Origin of the sequence: uncultured Clostridium sp., assembly GCF_947039605.1 — a bacterium.
In the GTDB taxonomy this organism is placed as follows: domain Bacteria; phylum Bacillota; class Clostridia; order Clostridiales; family Clostridiaceae; genus Sarcina.
The window spans coordinates 24,335-47,072 of sequence record NZ_CAMQZG010000006.1; the positions used below are offsets into that span (position 1 = coordinate 24,335).

Consider the following 22,738-nt stretch of genomic DNA (forward strand, 5'->3'; position numbering starts at 1 on the left):
AGATTTTTTTTTTGATTTACGATATAATTTTAGATAGTTTTACAAAGAAGAGGAGAGGTTTTTTATGAAGCAATATTTAGAGTTATGTAAAGATGTTCTAGAGAATGGAAATGTTAGAGATGATAGAACAGGTACAGGGACTATTGGGGTATTTGGTAGACAATTAAGGTTTGATTTAGAAAAGAGTTTTCCAGTCCTTACAACAAAAAGAGTATATTGGAAAGGTGTAGTTGCAGAGCTTCTATGGTTTTTAAATGGGGATACAAACATTAAATATCTTGTAGATAACAACGTACATATATGGGATGCTTGGGCAGATGAAAAAGGTGAACTTGGTAGAATCTATTCAGCACAATGGAGAGGTTTTAGAGGATATACAGATACTGATGGGGAAATTGAAGTATTTGAAGTTGATCAAATTACAAATCTTATAGAACAAATTAAAAAGAATCCGAATAGTAGAAGACATTTAGTAGTTGCTTATAATCCAGCAGATGCTGATAAGTGTGGACTTCCTGCATGTCATTCATTCTTCCAATTCTATGTGAATGGTGATGAATTATCATGCCAATTCTATATGAGAAGTAATGATGTATTTTTAGGGCTTCCATTTAATATAGCATCATATGCACTTTTAACTCATATGGTAGCAAGAGCTACAGGGCTTAAAGCAAAAGAGTTAATTTACTCAGTAGGAGATTGTCATTTATATAAAAATCACTTAGAGCAAGTTAAAACACAACTTGAAAGAATTCCAACTGAACTTCCAACATTAAAAATAAATACAGATAATACAGATATATTCTCATATAAAATAGAAGATTTTATTTTAGAGAATTATAATCCACAAGCTTCAATAAAAGCTGAAGTATCTGTTTAAGATAAAACAAAAACAAGCTATCTAATTAATTTTAGGTAGCTTGTCTAATATAAATCGTTATATATTATTGTGAAAACCCTTAAAGCTTCTTGGATTTTAGACTCAAGCAGTGACTTTTTTGTATCAAATTCTGCAAAACCTTCTTCTGTTAAAGTGTAGATTTTTTGGAATTTCTTTTCAGGGTCATCCCATGAGCCTATTATAAAGCCATTCTTTTCAAGCTTTTTCAATTGTGGATAAATTCCACCTGTACTAGGAATCCAAAGTCCTTTAGTCCTTTTCCCAATTTGTTTAGCAATATCATTACCATTAGTAGGACCAAGGCTTAAGATGTATAGTAAGTATATTGGTAAAAGTCCTTTTGTAAAAACTTGCCCTACAGCATCATTTTCTTTTTGAACTTTTTTGATTTTAGATAATTTTCTTTTATACTCGTCATATAATTTTTTCTCTTCAGCCCTTATATCCATATCTCACCTAACCTTTACAATAAGATTTTAATTTATATTAACAGTCTTTTTGTAAGGCAAATGCTATCATTCCAGGGCCAACATGTATTCCCATAGCAGGTCCTATATCACGAATATCTAAGTCTGTAATATTTGGGTGTCCAGCAAATGTTTCTTTTAAAGCTTCTGCCTCTGTAAGAGCATTTCCATGAAGTATGAATAACTTACATTTACCTTCTGCTACTAAATCATCAGCAATTGCTTTTAATTTCTTAAGAGATTGTTTTCTACCTCTAGCCTTTGCTATTGTAACATAAGCACCATTTTCATCGACTGTTATGATTGGTTTTAAGTTTAAAAGGTCTCCAATAGTTCCAGAAACTTTGCCTATTCTACCACCTTTTATTAAATACTCTAAAGTATTAAGAGTGTAAATTCCATAAGTTCCAGCTTTAATAGTTGGTAGGCAATTTACTATTTCATCGAATGATTTGCCAGCTTGAACCATCTCGTAAGCTTTTAAAACTATCATTCCAAGAGGATATCCAAGGATTTTACTATCAAACATACTATATTCGAAAGCATCTCTTTCTAGAAGTTGAAGTCTTATAGCATTAAAAGTTCCTGAAAGTGCACTTGATAAGAATACTCCAACAACATGAGTGTATCCTTCAGCTTCGATTTTATCAAAGACTTCATTCATGTAGTCTGCACTAGGTAAAGATGTTTTAGGAACTTCTGTTTCAATTCTATCGTATATCTCTTGAGGTGAAATAGTTAAGTGGTCTAAATACTCAGCGTCTTTATATATAATTTTTACTGGTAACATGAAGATACCTTTTTGCTCTCTCTCCTCTTTTGATAAGTCACATGAACTGTCTGTTAAAATCGCTATTTTTTGCAAATGCTTGTCCTCCTTAAAATTAAATCTATATCTTTATATTTATTTCAATTAATTATTCTCTTATTTATTAACTTAATTAGATTATAGCAAAAAAACAACTATATCAATAGTGATATAGTTGATAATTTTAAAAATGTTTAAATAAACCTTTATTAATATATTAAATTAATAAAAAATACATAAACTAACCTTTTCGTTAATTTAAATTCTATAATTTAATAGATTTTAATCTCATTCTTGCTATCTGCTATGTGCCAAATAGTGTTTCCACTACCAAGTGGTATGCTTTCACCATTAGCATCTTTGATAGTTGTTGCTAGTGAAGAATCTTTTTTACTCCAAGTTCCTTTAATATATTGACCATTACTAATAACAATAGCATCACCAGAGCCTACTAAATCTATATCCATATATTCTTCAGTTTCTCTATTCTTTATATTAGTAAGTTGAATTACTATATTATCAAAAGTTAAAGGTTCATTAGTTGAAGCATCTATTGATTCAACTCCATCCATACTTTTAACATAGCCACTTTCAGAATACTTATAAGAGGTCGAATAGTAGTTACTTAATTTAAGATCTACACTTAAGCAATTTTCTAAGTCTTTATTAGTCCAGAAGTCATCATTGAAAGTAAGTTTTCTCATATTAGTTTTAGAAAATGGTTTAACATCAAGATACTTTTCTATATTTTCAGTTGAAGTATAAAGATTATGAGGTGCAACTCTAGCAGAATCTCTAGAGAAGTAATTACCACTCGCCATTTCATTCACACTTTTAAGTGAAGAGTCTGATTCTATAGTTTTAAGTGCATCATGACTACCACCACAATGTGCAAATGGTAAATCAAATTCTTTTGAAAGGTCTAAAAAGTAATATCTAGCACTTCTTATAGGTCCAATTTTCTGTGCATAGTTAGTATTGAAAAGTGCCATAAACCTTGTAATACCACCCTCTGTCATAACTTCATAAACAAAGTCAGACTGTGATAAACCGGATTGAGGTCTTGCTTGTCTTGAGTTTTCAATTATAGCAAGGAAAGCATCCTGCATAGATTCATCCTCTGATAAAACCAGCCCTGTATAAGGGCTTAAAGAACCTTTTTCATCAGTTTGAATAGTTTCATTTGCTATAAAATCATCAATTTCTCCAGAAGTTTCAAAAACTACTTCTTTAGTTGGTGTTTTAGGTTTAGTTAAAAAGTAACCTCCAATTCCTAAGATAGAAAATCCTATCACTAGTGATAGGGTTATTAAATATTTTCGTTTCATCTGAAAATGCCCCCTTAAAAATTTGAATACTTGTATTATCGACAATATTGCATGAAATTATAATGAAAAAGACTAATTTGACTGCATAACTAAGTTTTGCTATCAGATTAGTCTTTAGTTAAGAGATATTATTTTACCTCTACATTCATTTCTCCATTCTCATAAACATCAGTGATAATAATTTTATTAAAACTAGAGTGTTCATCTTTTGAAGTTTTTATTCCAAAACTTTCTGAAGATTGCATATTATCATAGTAGTAGATTAGATTAATATCTTTAGCGCTTTGATATGCTTCAAGGTTAATTTTAATAGAGATGCTAGGTAAGAGATTATCTAGAGTCCTAAGTGTGTTACCAGTTTCACTTATGAGTTCCATATGTTCTATAATGTCATCTGAATTATTAGTGATAGTAATTATATTTTTAATATTATAATACCTGAAAAAAAATAACGTTAAGATTAAACAAAGGGTAGCTACAAAGGCAAGACCATTTCTTGATTTTGTCATAATAAATTTTCTCCTCTACATTTATGTATATATAACCATATTTTACCATAAAATGATTTTATATAAATGCATAAAACAAAAAAAGACCACTTAATTAGAAGAATTTAATAAAATTCACTAATAAATGGTCTTTTTTTATTTAAATATCACGAATAATTGCTTTATGATTATAAAGACAAGTATTAATTTAAATGTTATATCTATAAATTTATGACTTACTTTTTTATTGAAGAAAGTACCTATAACTGAACCAAGTATAGCACCTGGAACCATGTAGTATGCATAAGAAAAATCTGTATATCCTCTAAATGCATAGTTTGAAACTGTAACTATTGTACTTATAAATACAAGATACATAGTTGTTGCAGCTGCTTTTTTACAACATAGTCCATAAAGAACCATTAATATAGGAACAAGAAGTATTGCACCACCAATTCCAAATAATCCTGAAATCATACCAATACCAATACCAACAAAAGGTTTTGTGTAGCTTGGCAAAATAATTTTTGGAAGCTTGTCTTTTACAAACATAATAATTAGTAGTATTGCTACAAGACTTATAAATACAAGATTGAATGTTGGAATTGTAATCTTACTATTTATAAGTACCCCAAGGCTTGCCCCTGGTATTATACCGATTGCAAATAAAATAGAAGTTTTAAAATCTCCTTGTTTTCTTTTTGCATAAATAATTGTTGCTATAAGGCTCATTGCAAACATAGATATGTCTACATTAACTGATATAAGTGCTTTTGGTATTCCAAGACTTAATAAGAATGGAATTATTAATAAGTCTCCTCCAAGTCCTACAAGGCTACCTATACTTGTAGCGCCTAGGGCTATTAAAAAATAAATCATATGTAATCTCCTTGAATTTTCTCTTTTGTTCTAAAGTTATGATAACAAAATAATATTGTTAATGCAAATGATTTGCAAATAAAAAGAGGTTAAAATTAGGTAACAAAAATTTAAGGGGAAATAAAAAAGGCTTGTCTTACTAAATTTGGTAATTGATACTATACAGATGGAAAAGTCAACTCTCAAAAGATTAAACATAATAAAGGAATGTGAAGTAAAAGAGACATAAACAGATTTAAAAACAAAAACTTAAAAATTACAAATTAGTAAATAAAAATTTAGTGGTTTATAATCAGATAGGTACTATATATTGGTGCTTTGTTGTTAGGGCACACAATATATAGTGAGAGGCTAAAAGCCTCTTAAACAATGGAAGGGAGATATAAGAATGCCAAATGTTATAAAAAGAGATGGTAGACAGGTTAATTTTAACACTCAAAAGATAGTAGATGCTATAAATAATTCTGCTAGAGATGTTGGGGAAGACCTTGGACAAAATGCACTAAAGAATATAGAGGAAACAGTACATGAGTATATTGAAAGAAATGCAAATACAGATGTAACTGTTGAAGAAATTCAAAATTTTGTTATTAAAAGTTTAAAAGAAAATGGATATGGGCATATAGCTTCTTACTACTCAAGTTATAGAGAAGAAAGAACTAAAGTTAGAGAAATTAAATCTGATCTTATGAAAGCAATTGCTAAGATTGGAGTTGAAACAGATAGAGATAACGCAAATGTTGGGAATAACTTCTCATCAAAGTTATTAAGAATAGCAAGTGAAAGTAACAAATGGCACAACCTTGCGAGCATGCCTAAGAATTTGGCAAAAGCTCACGAAAATGGAGATATTTACCTTCATGATCTAGATTCCTATAATTTGACAGTTAACTGTTTGCACATTCCTACAGGAGAAATATTAGAGCGTGGCTTTAATACAGGCTATGGAACTATTAATCCTCCAAGAAGAATAGAAACAGCAGCAGAACTTAGCTGTATATTATTACAGTCAACACAAAATGATATGTTCGGTGGTTATTGATTGGCCACACACTTATGTGAGTAAGTGAAGGGACCTTGTTAACCTATAAAAATAGGGTGTACAATTAACGATTTTAGGAAACATAGGAAATGATGTTTAATAATTGTGCTAACAGGGAAGGCTAAGTCTTATTTTTAAAAATTAGATATGCTAATCCTGTGCTAAGTCCTCTGAAGAGGGAAAGTGCAGAGACTATCGAAACCACACTTTAAAAGTGGAAGGGAGTAGAGTAGATTTAAAGTGAAATTCTTTATTTCGAAATGCAAGGTATGCAAAATTTGCATAAAGATATAGTCCGTTCTTTATAGAAATATAAAGCTGAGAGCAATCTCATCCAGATTTTGATAATGATATGTCAGCTTTTGTAGAGCCTACAAGACAAGAGATAAGAGCAGAATATTTAGAACTTGGAATTGAAGGTGAAAGATTAGATACATTAGTAGATAAAAAATTAAAAGACAGAGTACACCAAGCAATGCAAGGTGTTGTATATAACTTAAATACTATGCACAGTAGGGCAGGTCAAATGTGGGCCGTTTAAAAGCGATACCGTTAGAGCTTTTAAATTATTAATGGGGAAAATCGGTGAAGTCTAAGTAGTAAAATATATGATAATACCGAGACTGCTATAAGCAAATAGTGGTTGTAACGCATAGGAAGTGAGCGATTAAGCTAGCAAAAATCTTCCCAAGAGTCTCCGTCACCTTACGGATTTTATAAGGTGAATATGTATGCTGAACTTTAGAGAAATCTAAAGAAGTAGAGGATAAAAAGCCACTACGATAACAAAATGTCACAAGTTCCATTTAGTTCATTGAACTTAGGAATTCCAAAAAATGAGGATGCTGCATTAGTATGTGAAATATTCTTAGAAGAATATGAAAAAGGTTTAGGAAAGGCTGAACAGCCAATATTCCCTTAAGATAATGTAGGGGCTTATATTAGTAATGATATAAGAAAATGTAGTGAACGTTCAGAGAACGGTGTGTAATTGACGGTTTAGTTATGTGAGTAAATGGACATTTAACAATTATGCTAACAGGGGAAGTCTAAGGGTAAAAAGTTTATCTATGATAATCCTGTGCCATTTCAAAATATTTTGATAAATTTTGAAGTGGTCTAACGACTATCCAATGAAGATGTTGCGAGGCATCAATAGGAGTACGGCCAATCGTATTGGTGGGTGAGAACCCCTTAAATGGAAGCGCTACACATCCTAGAAAGTAGGATGATGATATAGTCTACTCCCCTAATAAATATCGGGAAACCGAGGGTACGAAGGAATATTATCTTTAGAGTAAAAGAAGGGGTTAATAGGGAAAATAATGATCCATATCATTATTTATTCAAGTTAGCTTGTAGAGTTGCGGCTAAAAGAATGAATCCAACATTTATGAATATAGATGCTGATTTTAATAAAGAATATTATGATAAAGGATATATGCCAGCTACAATGGGATGTAGAACTTATCTTATGAGTAATAGAAATGGTGAGCCAGGATGTAAAGGTAGGGGGAACATAGCACCTACTACAATCAACTTACCTAGAATCGGAATATTTGCAAAGCATGATGTAAATAAATTCTTTGAGCTTCTTGATGCAAAACTTGAGATAGCTAAAGAGTCACTTTTACACAGATATTCAATTCTTAAGAAATTAAGAGTTAAAGACCTTCCATTTGTTGCAGGTCAAGGTTTAATGAAGGGTTCAGAAGGTTTAGGACCTGATGACTCAATTGAGGCAATACTTCAACAAGGAAGTTATGGAATTGGTTTTCTTGGCCTAGCAGAGGCATTAATTGCCTTAACAGGAAAACATCATGGAGAAGATGAAGCTTCAAGAGAACTTGGAGAAAGAATCATAACTCACATGAGAAAATATACTGATAAAATATCTGAAGAAACAAATCTTAACTGGTCTTGTTATGCAACTCCAGCAGAGGGTCTTTCAGGTAAGTTTATTAAGAATGACCAAAAAGTATTTGGTATTATAAAGGGTGTTACAGATAAGGAATATTACACAAATAGTTATCATGTTCCTGTTTATTGTCCAATATCAATTACTAAAAAGGTAGCTGTAGAAGCTCCTTATCACAAGCTTTGTAATGGTGGTCACATAAGTTATCTTGAAGTGGATGATTGTCCAACTCCAGAAACTATTATGGAGATTTTAAGATATGCTTATACAAAAACTAATATAAGTTATCTTGGTATCAACTTCCACATTAGATATTGTAAGAATTGTGGAGAGTATTTACACAACAATGAAAAATCTTGTCCTAAGTGTTCTTCAACAGACATTCAGGGGATTTCAAGAGTTACTGGTTATCTAAGTCTTGATGAAAGATTTGGACCCGGTAAATATGGTGAGAGAAAAGATAGAGTTTCACATACAGATTCTCATAAAAAAGTTTATAAGAATGTATAAAAAATTCTAAACTCCACATAATAAGAGTACAATGACAGATTCAAATTAATTTTTGATTTTGTCTTTATATGGGCTACATGGGGACCCAACCATGTAGCTTTTATTTTTTTGTTTAAAATTGAAAAAAGAGTGACAAAAGTACGAATATAAGTATATATTTTATGGTTGATTTATTTTTGAGTTATGATAGAATAGATAACAATAATAAAAAAACAGATTCGTATAATCCCTATAATATGGCTAGGGAGTTTCTACCAAGAACCTATAATTCTTGATTACGAAGAAAGAGTCTTTTCACTATTTGTGAGAGGAAGTTTTCTTCGTGAGCAAGGATTTTTTTTATAGAAATTTAAGAGATAATGAATCAAATGAAAAGGGGAGACTTAAAAATGATAAGATTTAATGAATTACCAAAAATAGAATTACACTGCCACTTAGATGGGTGTTTAAGAACAAGAACAGTTATAGAGCTTGCTAAAAAAGAGAATATTAAGCTTGATAGTTTTGATTATGAGAAAGTAGAAGATATGCTAGTTGTACCTGAATATTGTGCTTCATTAGATGTTTATCTAAGAAGATTTGATTTACCAGGACTTTTAATGCAGAATAAAGAAAATCTAAAAAGAGTAAGCTATGAGTTAATTGAAGATGTTAATAGAGAGAATGTTAAGTATATAGAGATTAGATTTGCACCTTTATTCCATGTAGCTGGTGGGCTTTCAGTTAAGGAAGTTATTGAAGCTATCCTAGAAGGGATGAAACAGGGCGAGAAAGACTTTGGAGTTAAGAGTAATCTTCTAATATGTATTATGAGACATCATGATTTAGAGAGTGGATTTAAGCTTATAGAAGAGTGCAAAGAATTTGTTGGGAAGGGTGTTGTAGGAATAGACCTTGCTGGTGGAGAACTTGAAGGATTTGCACCTAAATATAAAGAGATGTTTGATATAGCTAGAGGTTATGGATTTAAGGTTACAGTACATGCTGGGGAAACTGGGTATGCACAAAATGTTATAGATGCTATTGAAGTTCTTGGAGCTGAAAGAATAGGTCATGCAGTTGCACTTCAAGATAATGAGGAAGCTTATAATCTTGTTAAGGAGAAGGAGATTACTTTAGAGATGTGTCCAAAGAGCAATATGGATACAAAGGCAACTACTTCATACAAAATGCATCCAATTAGAAGATTCTTAAATGATGGATTACAAGTAAATTTAAGTTCAGACAATAGAACAGTTTCAAATATAGATTTAACAACAGAGTGTAAAAACTTAAATGAAGCTGATGAAATTGCTTTTGCAGATTACAAAAAAATGTACCTTAACAGTGTTAGAGGGTCATTCTGTGATGATGCTACAAAGGCTTATCTTGAAAGTTTAATATAGTAAGTAATTTTAGAACTGCATAGAGATATGTGGTTTTAAATATTATCTTTACATTATCACTAGTTAGTGATAAAATAAATTTATGGATAAGAATAAACTTGATATAAAAAAAGATATTATTTCACTGGGGGCTTTAGTAGCACTTAAAAGAGCTAATAATTTATTAGAAAAAAATGAAATACCTATTAAAAAGGAAACAGGGTTAACGATGGGGCAATTTGCTGTCTTAGAAATATTATATAGCAAAGGTGATTTAGTTATTGCTGAGATAATAGAAGGAGTTTTATCAACATCAGGAAATATAACAGTTGTTATTAAAAATCTTAAAAGAGATGGTTATATTATACAAATTGCTAATCCAAATGATAAGAGATCTTCATTAATTTCTTTAACTAATAAGGGAATAGAAATTATAGAAAGAATATTACCAAAACATTTTGAAAATATTACAAATAGTTTTTCGGAATTAACTCGTGATGAAAAAAATTTTTTAATAAAATTATTAAGAAAAATAAAATAAAATTTTATTTTTTAACAACTTATCACTAATTAGTGATAAGTGAAGGAGGAGAAATGATAAATAAAAAAGATAATAACAGTATGGGAAAAAGAGATATAGGGTGGTTAAAATCAACACATCATTTTTCATTTGCAGATTATTTTTCAGCAAAAAATATGAATTATGGGGTTTTAAGAGTATTAACAGATGGTATTATAAAGCCTAATAATGGTTTTCCATCACATCCACATCAAGATATGGAAGTAATAACTTATGTTATTGATGGGGGAGTAGTTCATAGAGATAGTAAAGGGAATGAACATATTCTAGAAAAAGGAGGAGTTCAGGCTATAACAGCTGGCACAGGAGTTTATCATAGCGAATATAATGAATTTAACAAGGATTTTCGAGCCTTACAAATCTGGATATATCCAGATAAGCACAATTATAAACCTAGCTATGAGGCTTATCAATATCCTTGGAGTGATAGAGAAAATAAATGGCTTCATGTACTTTCAGCTAAAGATGGGACTGCATTGACAAAAATAAATCAGGATGTAAATATGTATGCATTGAGCCTTGATGCAAAGAAAGAAATAAATTTTTCAATTGAAAAAAATAGACAAGTTTATTTAGTACAAATAGAAGGAAGTTCATTAATTAATGGAGTTGTTTTTAATAATGGTGATGCTTTAGAGGGAAGTGAGGATGTATTAGAAATAGTTGCTAGTGAAAAATCTCATATTCTTTTAATAGAAATGAAAAAGTCAATAAATTAAACAAATTTCTTAAGGTTTTGTAGATTTATTCTATAGAATCTTTTTTTGTAAATTTGTGGTAATATTGTTTTAAGAGGTGAATTTATGGGTATTATAGGGAATTTTGGGATTGTACAACTTATGATAATAGTGGTAGTAGTTTACATAATTATTAATAGTATTTTTATCAAGAAAAGCAGGGAATTTAATATATCAAGAGAGTTTGTAAAGTTTATGTTTCTTGTATATTTCTTTGGAGTTTTAGCATATACAGCAGGAGGGTTTTATATAGACTTACGACCAGATAGAATGACTTTAAGTTCTATTAATTTCATTCCAATAGTTGAAACTATAAAGATGTTTACTGGGGAAAATTTAAATAATGCACTTCATCAAGTGATTGGGAACTTTATAATGTTTATTCCTCTTGGAATGTTTTTACCTGTTTTATATAAAGGGTGTAATAAGATTTTAAAGATAGCTGGAATTTCATTTATGTGTACTTTTATTATTGAGTTTAATCAATGGATTGGTGGCAGAGGGGCAGATGTAGATGATTTGATTATTAATACTTTAGGTGGAATTACGGGATATTTAATTTATAAGCTTTTAGAGAATATAGTTAAGAAAGTAAAGTTATTTAAGGTGATATTAGAGAGTAGTTCTAGTGAGAAATCTGCTGTTAAAGGGGTTTTAATAGTTGCTATACCTGTGTATTTATTTATTCATGGGAGTTATCATATATCTAATTATTTGGATATAAAATATAATTCAGTTGATATGAGCAATATAAGTAGTGTTTTTGAGGAAAGAGGTAGAGAAGTTATTGCAACTAAAAATATAGAGCAAGATATAATATGTATGACTAAAGATGATGATAGTGGTTATTATTCAACTCATTATTATAAGAAGGGGGAGCATTATTTTGAGGCTATGGAGTCTAAGATAAATGATACTTCTGATATAACTAATTATTTATATAATGAGGAAGGTGACTTTATAACTTCTGATAGTTATTCATGGAATGAAAGTAATCAGATAGAGGTTATTAACGCTTATATTAAAATACCTGTGGGTAAAAGTGCAGTCTTTTATAATGGGGATAAAAAGGTAAGTGTAAAAGCTAGTAAAGAAATTTCTTATGAGGATGTTAATGTACTTGATTTAGGTTTGAATTCTGAGGAAATAGATAAAATAAAAGTTAGAATAGAATAATAGAAAAAAGCTTGTGTGGTGGAAGCCACACAAGCTTTTTTTCTATAAGTATTTAATCTTGATTAGCAAGATTATTATAAAGTAGATTAGTAAGAATACAGTATATGATAAATCCTAAGATACCTAAGTAACCATATAAAAATAGTGTAAGTCCTACAAATTCAGTTATATAAAAAATGATTTTTTTCTTGATTAGTTTATGTGCAAAAAAATTAAAAAATAGTAGTGTGATTATTCCTATAATAAGTGGAACTAAAACATGAATATGTGAAAATAGTCCTTTGCAAATTATAAGAAAAAGCATACCAGTAATAAGGAGTGAAAAATCTATAAATCGTATTTTTACTTTTGTATCCATAGTAGCCCTCTTTAAAACTTTCTATACTAATATTGTATTTTGAAGAGGTGTTAAATGTTCTATTATTAAGTTTTTACTATCATTTTTTGAAGGTTATTTTTTGTGTGAATATAAAGTTTTCGGCCTGTGTATCTAGTGAGATTTTTTTATCTTCTGAGATAATAGATTTAACAATATAAAGCCCAAGACCTCTGTTAGTTCCTTTGCTTGAATAGCCTTTTCTAAAGATTTTTTGTAGGTTAATGTTTTCAGTTTCTGTGCTGTTTCTTATTATTATAGTGCTTGAATTTTCTTCTGTTATGATTGCAAATTCAAATCTTTTTTCTTTTGATTTATCTGCTGCTTCTATAGCGTTATCTAATAGTATTCCTATGATTTTACAAAGCATAATTTTATCAAGATGTGCAAGGCCAGTTTTGTCTGCAATATCTATAAATACATCTATTCCTTTTTGTTGTGCTTGGATTAGTTTAACTGCTACAAGTCCTTTTAGTTCTTCTTCTTTTATGTTTTTTAGTAGTCCTATTTTGTGATTGTTATTTTTGATTTGAGATGATAAAGGGACTATATTTTCTGAAAAATATGATTTTAAATCAGTTACATTTTCTTCTTCTATATAGTACGAAAGTGTTGAGATTATATTCATATAGTCATGCTTAAAAACTCTCATATCATCATAGATTTTTTCAAGGTTATCAGTGTACATTTTTAGGTCATCTAAAGCTTTTTGATTACTTTGAGTTTGTCTTTCTGAAACTATATATTTTATAAGTATTATTACAAGGAATGTGAAAATTCCAAGGAAAATACAAAGTTCAATTAGTATATCACTAGAGTTTGTTTTAGTACTGTATTTTTCTAGTATGAAGAAGAATATAGTTGCAATTATAAAGAGAAGAAATAAACCAAGATAGTTAAATTCTTTTATGGATAAATCTTTATTTTTAAGTAGAGAAACAGCATACATAGCCGATAGTATAAATAAAGTAATTAGGAATAAAAGCATAGGAAATCTCCTTTTTTTATAGTATTATGTATATAAATATTATTCCATTTAATGGGATTTAAGTAAATGGGTTGGGGGTTATAATTTTGTTAAATATTTTTATTTGTGAAGATGATAAAGTTCAATTAAATAGAGTGAAAAAGATAGTTGAAGATTTTATTTTAATTGAGGAACTTGATTTTAAACTTGTACTTGCAACAGAGAATCCATATAAAGTTTTAGATGAAATTGATAACTCGAAGAATAGTGGAATCTACTTTTTAGATATAGATTTAAGTAGTGATATTAATGGGATGGAACTTGCAAAAAAAATAAGAGAAAAAGACCCAAGAGGATATATTATTTTTATTACAACACATGGTGAAATGAGTTATCTTACTTTTACGTATAAAGTTGAGGCTATGGATTTTATAGTAAAGGATATGTGTGATGATTTAGCTGATAGAGTTAAAAGTTGTATTATTGATGCACAAAGTAAACATACAAGTCTTGGTGTGGATAAAAAAATGTTTAGTATTGAGGTTGATAATAAAATAATAGCAATTGAGCAGGATAAAATATTATTCTTTGAAACATCTGAAAAAGTCCACAAGCTAAAACTTTATACAAGCAATAGAGTAATAGAGTTTTATGGACAAATGAGAGAGATTGAGGAGCAAGTTGATGATAATTTTATAAGAATTCATAGGTCATATTTGATTAATAAAAACTATATAGAGGTAGTTGATAAATCTAAGATGATTGTTGTTTTAGAGGGAGATTATGAAACTTTAATATCTAGTAGAAAAATTAAATTGTTAAAAGGACTATATTAATTTATAGTCCTTGTTTTTTTATAAAGCTATTATTTGTTCATGTGATAGCATATCTAAAATTTCATTAAAGAAAATTCTTTGTGTCTTTGTTTTCCTTTCAAGGGTATCATTTATTACACCATCTTTAAGTTTTAAAACTTTTGTTGAGTAAGATGCAACCAAGGCGTCGTGAGTTACCATAAGAACTGTTATATTATCTTTTTCATTTAGATTTTTGAAAATACTCATAATGCTAGCAGCGGTTTCACTATCAAGGTTTCCTGTTGGCTCATCAGCTATAATTATTTTTGGATTTGAAATTAAAGCTCTTGCGATAGCTACTCTTTGCTGTTGTCCACCTGAACATTGAACAGGATATTTATCAAGGAGGTCTGTTATTCCAAGTTTTATAGCAATTTCATCAATTCTTTTATGCATTTCTTCGATAGATTTTCCTGCAATAGCAAGTGGCATTCCTATATTTTCTCTACAAGTTAAAAGGTCTATAAGATTAAAGTTTTGAAATACAAACCCTATATTTTCAGCAATAATTTTAGCAACAGAAGTTTCTCCAAGAGCTCTAAGTTTTTGACCGTTGATAAAAACATTTCCTTTAGTAGGTGTATCAAGATTAGATATTAAATTTAGCAGAGTTGATTTACCAGAACCAGATGGTCCCATGACGGATATAAATTCGCCTTCATATATAGTTAAGTCTATTGATTTTATTACTTTATAGGTATTTGTAACTTCATTTCTTGCAAGAAGACCACCTTTAAATTTGTTATAGTCTTTACATAGATTTTCTGTTTTGATTATTTCTTTCATTTTGAACAACCCCTTTTATTTAAAATAAATTTTCTAATATATTGTTTTTAATAATTCTGTGAGCGATAACAACTGCAATGATTCCAAGTATTAAAGTTACGATAAGGAAAGGGATGATAAACATCATATTCATTGGACCTGCAAGACTATAAAGATGAAGTGAAACAAGTCCAAGTGCTAGTGGTAAAAATAAAATGTAAGCTGTAAAAAGTATCATTTTATTTTTTACTATTTTAAGAATTTCTTCTTTAGAAAATCCAAGGTTTTTAAGTCCTTTATATGAATCTAATCTATTTAAACCTTCTAGTGTAAGTTTGAAAATTATAGTTATAGTTATAAGCAGTGAGATGAATATTAAAGATACTCTTGTAAGTATTTCTGTTGGTAATCCTAGAGCTACACCGTTAAAAGTAAGTAAAGCAAGTTGTGGGATTAGTAGAACAAGAATTAATAATGATAGACTTTGTTTTATACTAAAAGATAATTCTTTTATAGTTAGCAGGTGTAGTTTTTTATTAAGAAGTTTTTTTCTGCAAAGAAAGTCTATGAAATAAGGGAATCCATATACTTTTAGACCTATTAGCCCAAAGAATGAAGTTGTAGAAAGGACATCAACCATTTTATATAAATCTATTCCAGGTCCTAGATCTTTTGCATAAAAATATCCTGCAAATATGCTAAGTGCAGCAATTAATGAGAGTATTCCAAGTAGAGGTTTATTTTTAGTTTCAGAAGTTATTTCTTTTTTGTGTAAGTTGATAATATCAATAGCTTCAGCTCTATAAAAAAGTCCACCATTATTTAGTATCATGACAAAGGTTTGTATTGCTACGATTAGAAGTGTGAGTCCAAATCCTATGAGTGAAAATCCAAATGTTATAAAGTTTAGTCCAGTTAAAGCATTAAGTAACATTCCTAAAAGTGGTGTTAGGATAAGTGAAATAATTATTCCTAGAAATAAAGAAACACTAACTATAAAGAGGCTTTGAATAGCAGCAAGTCCAAATGCTTTGGGTTTTGAAAGTCCTGCGGTTAACTGTATAGCAAATTCACGATTTCTTGCTACCATAGCAATTGAGTTCATATACCAACCAAGATAGATAGCTACAAGACTAAGGAAATATCCTAGAATTATAATGAAGTCGATATTCTCTTGACTACCTATAAGCGTAGTATTTAAAGATGAGATATTAAAAAAAGTTAATGTAAGAGCATATACAATTGATGTAGAAAGTAGGATAGAAGCTGTGATACTTCTATCTCTTTTTATAAAACCAAGTTTGAGATTAAGATTTTCCATAATAAATTCCCCCTGTTATTTTAGTTATTTAGGTTCAATAAATTTTTTGTATACATAGTCAGATAAGAAAGCACAAACAGAATATAATATAATAGAAGCTAGATCAAAATTTTTTGAATATAAAAGGATTAAGAATGGGATAAAATTAAGTCCATATAGAAAAATTCTTTTCCCAAGTAAGTCATGTGCAAAGTGGTTTAAGACTGCAAGTCCTAAAAATCCAACACCTAATGATATATAAATTGGTATGGCATTTACATCATAGAGAGCACCAAGTATAAGACCTAATATACTTAAAAAACCAAGTGTAGCATCAATAAGATTAATTTTTATTTGTTTATCATTGAAATATTCAAACATAGAATATCACTCCTTAAATTTAAAATTTATTTTGTCTACAATATTATCTTAGCATCAGGGGGTAGAAAGTTTATTATTATATCGTGAATGTATATTATCGTGTCGTAAATGCATTTATTTTATAAATAAAGGTTTAAAAAATAGAGAAGTGGGAAGTATTTAAATACCACACTTTTTTATTATATAAGCGTAGCCACATCAATTAATTTTGATGTGGCTATTTGCATTGGTATTATAGAAGTTAAAAATTTTGTCGTTGTTTAAATATACAAATAATATCCAAAATATGGTAAAATTAAAATTAAAACAAACTTTAAAAAAGGGGGCATTTTAGAAATGGTTAATAATGATTGGGGAAAAAACATTTCAATAGTTGACACAACCTTGCGTGATGGGGAACAAACAGCAGGTGTTGTTTTTGCTAATCATGAGAAGATTGCAATTGCAAAAGCTTTAAGTGAGATGGGAGTTCATCAGCTTGAGGTTGGTATTCCAGCAATGGGTGGAGATGAAAAACAGGCTATTAAGGATATTTGTAAGAAGGATTTATCTTCTAGTATTATGGCTTGGAATAGAGCTGTAATTTCTGATATTAAGGAGTCTATTGATTGTGGAGTGGATGCTGTTGCTATTTCAATTTCAGTTTCAGATATTCACATAAAGCATAAGCTTAAAACTTCAAGAGAATGGGTTATAGAAAATATGTTAAAGTCAGTTGAATTTGCTAAGAAAAATGGTCTTTATGTATCTGTAAATGGGGAAGATGCATCAAGAGCTGATAAAGATTTTTTAGTTGAGTTTATTAATGCAACAAAGAGTGTTGGAGCTGATAGATTTAGATATTGTGATACTGTTGGGGTTATGGACCCTTTTAGTATTAAAGAGAGTGTAGAGTATCTTCATAAAAATACAGGTTCTGATATAGAAATGCATACTCATAATGATTTTGGAATGGCGACTGCTAATGCTTTAGCTGGGGTTATGGGTGGTGCAAGTCATATTGGAGTTACTGTTAATGGGCTTGGTGAGAGAGCTGGAAATGCTGCTTTAGAGGAAGTTGTTATGGCTCTTAAATATGTTCATGATATTGATTTAGGTTTTAATACAGGAATGTTTAAGGATGTTTCTCACTATGTTTCAGATGCTGCTGGAAGAACTCTTCCTGAGTGGAAGGCAATAGTTGGGGCAAATATGTTCCGTCATGAGTCTGGAATTCATGCTGATGGAGCTATTAAAAATCCTAAAAATTATGAAGCTTTTGATCCAGAGGAAATTGGACTTCAAAGACAAATAGTTATAGGAAAACATTCAGGAAGAGCTTCTATTGTGAATAAGTTCCATGAATATAATATAAATATTGATTCTGATATGGCACAAAGAATTTTAGATCAGGTTAGATCTATTTCTGTGTGTGTAAAAAGACCTTTATTTGATAAAGAAATAGTGCATATTTATCAGGATATTATAGATACAAAAAATAAGTAATTAAAAATATAAATAAGAAGATGCTCTTTTAGGGCATTTTCTAATGTAATTTGGGGGTAAAATTATGGGGTTAAATTTAGTTTATAAAATTTTAGAAAAACATACTGTTGATGGGGTGCTTGAGGCTGGAAATCCAATAGGGGTTAAAATTGACCAAACATTAACACAAGATTCAACTGGGACTATGGCTTACTTACAGCTTGAAGCTATGGGGATTGATAGGGTTAAAACAAAAAGAAGTGTAGCTTTTATTGACCACAATATGCTTCAACAAGGATTTGAAAATGCAGATGACCACAGATATATTCAAACTGTTGCTTCAAAATATGGAGTTCATTTTTCTAGACCAGGGAATGGAATTTGTCATCAAGTTTTCTTGGAAAGATTTGCAGTTCCAGGAGATACTTTAACAGGTTCAGATAGCCATACACCTACTGCTGGTGGGGTTGGAATGCTTGCTATGGGAGCTGGTGGACTTGATGTTGCCCTTGCTATGGCAGGTGGAGCTTATTATATTAAAGCACCTGAAGTTGTAAAAGTTAATCTTACTGGAAGTTTAAATAAAATGGTTGCATCAAAAGATATTATCTTAGATGTTTTAAAACAAATGTCTGTTAAAGGTGGAGTTGGTAGAGTTTTTGAATATGGTGGTGAGGGTGTTAAAACTCTTTCAGTTCCACAAAGAGCTACTATAACAAATATGGGAGCAGAGCTTGGTGCAACTACTTCAATATTCCCAAGTGATGAGAAAACTTTAGAATTCTTTAAGGCACAAGGTAGAGAAGAAGATTGGTTTGAATTTAAGGCAGACGCTGATGCTACTTATGATTTAGAAATTACAGTTAATTTAGATAAACTTGTGCCTATGGCAGCAAAACCTCATAGCCCAGATAATATTGCTACTATTGAGGAAATAGGAAAAATTAAAGTAGACCAAGTTGGAATAGGAAGTTGTACAAACTCTTCTTACGAAGATTTAATGAAAGTTGCTAGAATTTTAAAAGGTAAGAAAGTTCATAATGATGTCAGCCTTGTAATTGCACCAGGTTCAAGACAAGTTATGGAGATGATTGCTAGAAATGGAGCACTTGCAGATATTATAAGTTCTGGTGCTAGAGTTTTAGAAAATGGTTGTGGACCTTGTATAGGTATGGGACAATCACCTAAAACAGATGCTATTTCTCTTAGAACTTTTAATAGAAATTTCTATGGAAGAAGTGGGACATTATCTGCAAAAGTATATCTTGTAAGCCCAGAGGTTGCAGCAGTTTCTGCACTAACAGGGGTGCTTACAGACCCAAGAGAATTTGATGTAGATTTCTCTGATATAACAGTAAACAAATTTTTAATAGATGATAGTATGATAATTGCACCAGCAGAGGCAGGAACTGAAATTATAGTTGAGAGAGGACCAAATATTAAGCCTTTTCCTATAAATGTGGAACTTCCAGAGGCTATAAAAGCAAAGACTGTTTTAATAGTTGAAGATAATATTACAACAGACCATATCATGCCATCTAATGCTAAATTACTTCCATTTAGAAGTAATATACCTTATCTTTCAGAATTCTGTTTTAATACAGTTGATGAAGATTTTCCAACTAGAGCAAAAGAGAATAATGGTGGATTTATAATTGCGGGAGATAACTATGGTCAAGGTTCAAGTAGAGAACATGCAGCCCTTGCTCCATTATATCTTGGAATTAAAGGTGTTGTTTGTAAGTCATTTGCAAGAATACACAAAGCAAACCTTATAAATAGTGGGATAGTACCTATGGTGTTTGAAAACTTAAATGATTATGATGGTATAGATTTATTAGATGAACTTGAGATAGAGAATATAAAAGATAGATTAAATGAGGGAGTTCTTGAGGTTAAAAATCTTACAAAAGGAACAAGTTTTACAGTTAAAACTGAACTTTCAGAAAAAGAAATAGCAGTAGTAAAAGCAGGTGGAAAGCTTAATTATACAAAGATTACTGCAAACTAAAGGTAATTTCTAACTTGTGATATATGAACAGCTATGGTAATATAAAAAAGCTAGTTACTAATATAATTATTTATAGTAGTAACTGGCTTTTAAAATATCAAGCTTTTTAAAGCGTTGATGTATTTATAAAAATTTTAAAATGAGTTTTATAGTTTTTATAAATTTATAAAATTTTACTCTCACTTGCAGCACTTTGCAGGTAAAATTGTACTAGAAAAAGTTATCCACAGAAGTTTTCTGAAACTTTACCTGTGGATAACTTTTTTATTTTTTGTCCACAGCCTTTTAAAATGAAAAAATGTTTGCAGTCAATGTAAAAAATGGGAACATTATTAATAAAACTATAGTTTTTGTAAAGAATTCTGATAAAAGGATTATTATGATTTAATCTTTCAATTTAATGTGCTATGATAAGAATGCCTAGTTTAATAGATAAATGAAATAACCACAAAATCCCTCAAAGGATATTGTGGTTATTTTTTTATATTAATTGTTTTTTCTTTATAGCTTTGATAGATATAAATATGGATATTGGTACTACTATAAATGCAGTTACAAGCATGACTGTTGTAAAAGGAACTGCATCTAGTGGTAAGTCTGAATCAAGATATAGTATAAATCTACTATCAATCATAAGTAAAAGGTTTGGTATCATTATGCCTATAAAAACAGGAACCCAAAGTTCGAAAACAAATATCAATGTTGTTAGTATGCTACAAACTATCATAGAGCTAGTCAAGGTTACAAGAAAAACATAAATAGCAGTTTCTAATGATACCGTAGCGATATAAATATACGCAGGTAATGTTATAAGCATACATAAAAATTGTAGTAAAAACTTTTCTATAACTATCTCAGATTTTTTCACTGGTAAGCTATAAGCTAAGTTACAGTCTATTCCAAGTTGTTGAGCTTTTAAATCCTTCATTGATAGTACAAATATTAAAAGTGGTAGTGCAATTGCTGATACTAAAGGGATAGGAAATCCACATAATATTATCAAAGAGCACATAACTATAACTATTTTTTCGCTGAAGCATTTTGATATATCTATTTTTAAAAGTTTTATAATTCTGTCAGTATTCAAAAATTTATCACCTACTTATTTGTATTCTCTTTTTTTAAAGACTGTTATTGAAATTTTTATTGATATTAAATATAAAATAACTGATATTATAGTTATTATTGTAAAGAACAGGTTTATATTCATATCAAAAAGTAATCCAAAGTTAAAGTTAAATTCTCCGTTTAATATTGCAGTTAAGATAGATGAACTTCCAGAAGCAAGTACAAAAACAGTTCCAAGTATTATTAATTTCAAGTAATTCATTCCAAATTTTAATCCTAGTGGAATAAAAATAGTTAACATTAAAATTGGCCCACAAACATTCACAGAAAGAACTAACATTCCAAGTGAGTTATCAAATCCATATGAAAGATAAGTTGAAATTATAGATGTAATACTAAGGAAAATTAGTATGCCGGTATTACACAAATATTTTGATAGTACGATTTGTGATCTTTTTACTGGCATACAAACAAGCTGTTCACTAGATTTTGTACTTTCTTCTTCAAAAAAAGGTGTTAAGCAAAAGTAAAAGGTACAATAAAATATTCCAAAAGAACTCATTGTAGGAATCCAAATCCAGTAGATAGAGCAAAATATAAGCATAAAAAGATTAAGCTTTGTGAATAGTGAAGTAGTAGCATATTTTTTTATTAAGTTCATTGTAGTATTCATTAAAAAAACTCCTTGTATAAAAATTATTTTATTCAAGTAACACAATCTAGCTAAATTCTTTTTTCTTAAAAAGGTGGATTGAAAGTTTCATTGAGAATAGATAAAGGACTAAACAAATAATAATTGACGGTGCAATAAGATGTGTTAAGTCATAGTTAAAGTTTAGTAGTATTTCTCCATTCATAATATCTGCAATTGAAAGCATTGTAAAAACACCTAAAGCTGTGCAAAGACCAACACTAACTACTTGAAGCCACATCATTCCAATTTTAAATCCTAAAGGAATAAGAAATGATAATAATAAAATAGGTATACAAATAGTTATAAGAGTAACTGCTTGCCCAAGAGAAGTATCAAATCCAAATGTTAAGAATACTGAAAAAAGTCCTAGTAGGATAATGACGGATAGGATAAGAAAATTGCTAATATATATAGAAGCAATAATCTGTGACCTCTTCACTGGTAAGTGTGTATTAGTTTGATTTACATCAGTATTTTGATATGCACTTATTGGAATAATACAAAAGTATAAAAATATAAATAGTGTTGCATGTACATTAAAATGAGGGAAAATAAATCCCCAAAGTAAACCACCAAGTAAGAACAATAGAGAACTTACATTTATAAAATTAATTGTTATATGTTTTTTTATTAAATTAGTTATAACATTCATAGTAG

General features: G+C 29.7%; 21 protein-coding genes, 3 pseudogenes and 1 riboswitch. Of the genes and pseudogenes, 12 read left to right on the forward strand and 12 right to left on the reverse strand.

Going from position 1 to position 22,738, the window contains the following annotated elements; translation table 11 throughout:
* Nucleotides 1-64: 64 nt before the first annotated feature.
* Nucleotides 65-880 carry a thymidylate synthase gene (locus Q0V24_RS03495; RefSeq protein WP_297518737.1) on the forward strand — a complete coding sequence of 272 codons (816 nt, stop codon included), beginning with the start codon at nt 65-67 and terminating at the stop codon, nt 878-880.
* Nucleotides 881-924: 44 nt separating this feature from the next.
* Here the strand turns inward: Q0V24_RS03495 and Q0V24_RS03500 are convergent, their stop codons facing one another.
* The 5 genes from Q0V24_RS03500 to Q0V24_RS03520 form a co-directional block, all read right to left on the reverse strand.
* A complete protein-coding gene (locus tag Q0V24_RS03500; RefSeq protein ID WP_297518738.1) occupies nt 925-1,350 on the reverse strand; it encodes a PadR family transcriptional regulator in 426 nt (141 codons plus the stop codon).
* Nucleotides 1,351-1,387: 37 nt separating this feature from the next.
* Complete coding sequence (locus Q0V24_RS03505; RefSeq protein WP_297518739.1) at nt 1,388-2,233, reverse strand: DegV family protein; 846 nt, start codon at nt 2,231-2,233, stop codon at nt 1,388-1,390.
* A 215-nt stretch (nt 2,234-2,448) separates the two neighbouring features.
* The gene (locus tag Q0V24_RS03510) at nt 2,449-3,504 is read right to left on the reverse strand and encodes a DUF3048 domain-containing protein (protein ID WP_297518740.1); all 1,056 of its coding nucleotides are present in this window, start codon (nt 3,502-3,504) and stop codon (nt 2,449-2,451) included.
* Nucleotides 3,505-3,632: 128 nt separating this feature from the next.
* On the reverse strand, nt 3,633-4,013 hold the full coding sequence (locus Q0V24_RS03515; protein ID WP_297518741.1) for a hypothetical protein: 381 nt from the start codon (nt 4,011-4,013) through the stop codon (nt 3,633-3,635).
* A 135-nt stretch (nt 4,014-4,148) separates the two neighbouring features.
* Nucleotides 4,149-4,871 carry a sulfite exporter TauE/SafE family protein gene (locus Q0V24_RS03520; protein WP_297518742.1) on the reverse strand — a complete coding sequence of 241 codons (723 nt, stop codon included), beginning with the start codon at nt 4,869-4,871 and terminating at the stop codon, nt 4,149-4,151.
* Between the two features lie 388 nt (nt 4,872-5,259).
* Between Q0V24_RS03520 and nrdD (Q0V24_RS03525) the strand changes: the two are divergent.
* The 8 genes and pseudogenes from nrdD (Q0V24_RS03525) to Q0V24_RS03560 form a co-directional block, all read left to right on the forward strand.
* Nucleotides 5,260-5,907, forward strand: a pseudogene (gene nrdD, locus Q0V24_RS03525) (anaerobic ribonucleoside-triphosphate reductase); the annotation flags it as partial.
* 331 nt (nt 5,908-6,238) lie between these two features.
* Nucleotides 6,239-6,436: pseudogene (gene nrdD / locus Q0V24_RS03530) on the forward strand (anaerobic ribonucleoside-triphosphate reductase); the annotation flags it as partial.
* Between the two features lie 267 nt (nt 6,437-6,703).
* Complete coding sequence (locus Q0V24_RS03535; RefSeq protein ID WP_297518743.1) at nt 6,704-6,835, forward strand: hypothetical protein; 132 nt, start codon at nt 6,704-6,706, stop codon at nt 6,833-6,835.
* Nucleotides 6,836-7,195: 360 nt separating this feature from the next.
* A pseudogene (gene nrdD, locus Q0V24_RS03540) lies at nt 7,196-8,341 on the forward strand (anaerobic ribonucleoside-triphosphate reductase); the annotation flags it as partial.
* 198 nt (nt 8,342-8,539) lie between these two features.
* Nucleotides 8,540-8,639: riboswitch (purine riboswitch) on the forward strand.
* A gap of 91 nt (nt 8,640-8,730) precedes the next feature.
* A complete protein-coding gene (add, locus tag Q0V24_RS03545) occupies nt 8,731-9,726 on the forward strand; it encodes an adenosine deaminase (RefSeq protein WP_297518744.1) in 996 nt (331 codons plus the stop codon).
* A gap of 82 nt (nt 9,727-9,808) precedes the next feature.
* Nucleotides 9,809-10,246: a MarR family transcriptional regulator gene (locus Q0V24_RS03550; protein ID WP_297518745.1), complete on the forward strand. Its 438-nt coding sequence runs from the start codon at nt 9,809-9,811 to the stop codon at nt 10,244-10,246.
* Between the two features lie 53 nt (nt 10,247-10,299).
* Nucleotides 10,300-11,004, forward strand: a complete 705-nt coding sequence (locus Q0V24_RS03555; RefSeq protein ID WP_297518746.1) for a pirin family protein — start codon at nt 10,300-10,302, stop codon at nt 11,002-11,004.
* 84 nt (nt 11,005-11,088) lie between these two features.
* A complete protein-coding gene (locus Q0V24_RS03560) occupies nt 11,089-12,198 on the forward strand; it encodes a VanZ family protein (protein ID WP_297518747.1) in 1,110 nt (369 codons plus the stop codon).
* 437 nt (nt 12,199-12,635) lie between these two features.
* Here the strand turns inward: Q0V24_RS03560 and Q0V24_RS03565 are convergent, their stop codons facing one another.
* Nucleotides 12,636-13,562: a GHKL domain-containing protein gene (locus Q0V24_RS03565; RefSeq protein WP_297518748.1), complete on the reverse strand. Its 927-nt coding sequence runs from the start codon at nt 13,560-13,562 to the stop codon at nt 12,636-12,638.
* An 86-nt stretch (nt 13,563-13,648) separates the two neighbouring features.
* On the opposite strand from Q0V24_RS03565, the gene Q0V24_RS03570 reads away from it, so the two are divergent.
* Entirely contained in the window at nt 13,649-14,377 is a 729-nt protein-coding gene (locus Q0V24_RS03570) for a LytTR family DNA-binding domain-containing protein (protein ID WP_297518749.1), read from the forward strand.
* Between the two features lie 18 nt (nt 14,378-14,395).
* Here Q0V24_RS03570 and Q0V24_RS03575 read toward each other — a convergent pair whose 3' ends face one another.
* The 3 genes from Q0V24_RS03575 to Q0V24_RS03585 are packed head-to-tail and all read right to left on the reverse strand — an operon-like array spanning nt 14,396 to nt 16,844.
* Nucleotides 14,396-15,184, reverse strand: coding sequence for an ABC transporter ATP-binding protein (locus Q0V24_RS03575; RefSeq protein ID WP_297518750.1), 789 nt, complete (start codon nt 15,182-15,184; stop codon nt 14,396-14,398).
* Between the two features lie 19 nt (nt 15,185-15,203).
* Nucleotides 15,204-16,484 (reverse strand): FtsX-like permease family protein, encoded by a 1,281-nt coding sequence (locus tag Q0V24_RS03580; protein ID WP_297518751.1) that lies wholly within the window; start codon nt 16,482-16,484, stop codon nt 15,204-15,206.
* A gap of 24 nt (nt 16,485-16,508) precedes the next feature.
* Nucleotides 16,509-16,844 carry a hypothetical protein gene (locus tag Q0V24_RS03585; protein ID WP_297518752.1) on the reverse strand — a complete coding sequence of 112 codons (336 nt, stop codon included), beginning with the start codon at nt 16,842-16,844 and terminating at the stop codon, nt 16,509-16,511.
* A 336-nt stretch (nt 16,845-17,180) separates the two neighbouring features.
* Here Q0V24_RS03585 and nifV point away from each other — a divergent pair, with 336 nt between their 5' ends.
* Both nifV and Q0V24_RS03595 read left to right on the forward strand, forming a co-directional pair.
* On the forward strand, nt 17,181-18,329 hold the full coding sequence (gene nifV / locus Q0V24_RS03590; protein WP_297518753.1) for a homocitrate synthase: 1,149 nt from the start codon (nt 17,181-17,183) through the stop codon (nt 18,327-18,329).
* Nucleotides 18,330-18,393: 64 nt separating this feature from the next.
* Nucleotides 18,394-20,319 carry an aconitate hydratase gene (locus tag Q0V24_RS03595; RefSeq protein ID WP_297518754.1) on the forward strand — a complete coding sequence of 642 codons (1,926 nt, stop codon included), beginning with the start codon at nt 18,394-18,396 and terminating at the stop codon, nt 20,317-20,319.
* 481 nt (nt 20,320-20,800) lie between these two features.
* Here the strand turns inward: Q0V24_RS03595 and Q0V24_RS03600 are convergent, their stop codons facing one another.
* From Q0V24_RS03600 to Q0V24_RS03610, 3 genes are read right to left on the reverse strand one after another with little or no spacing between them, the layout of a single operon-like run.
* Nucleotides 20,801-21,406: a hypothetical protein gene (locus Q0V24_RS03600; protein ID WP_297518755.1), complete on the reverse strand. Its 606-nt coding sequence runs from the start codon at nt 21,404-21,406 to the stop codon at nt 20,801-20,803.
* 15 nt (nt 21,407-21,421) lie between these two features.
* Nucleotides 21,422-22,060: an ABC-2 transporter permease gene (locus tag Q0V24_RS03605; protein ID WP_297518756.1), complete on the reverse strand. Its 639-nt coding sequence runs from the start codon at nt 22,058-22,060 to the stop codon at nt 21,422-21,424.
* 46 nt (nt 22,061-22,106) lie between these two features.
* Entirely contained in the window at nt 22,107-22,733 is a 627-nt protein-coding gene (locus Q0V24_RS03610; protein ID WP_297518757.1) for an ABC-2 transporter permease, read from the reverse strand.
* Between the last annotated feature and the right edge of the window lie 5 nt (nt 22,734-22,738).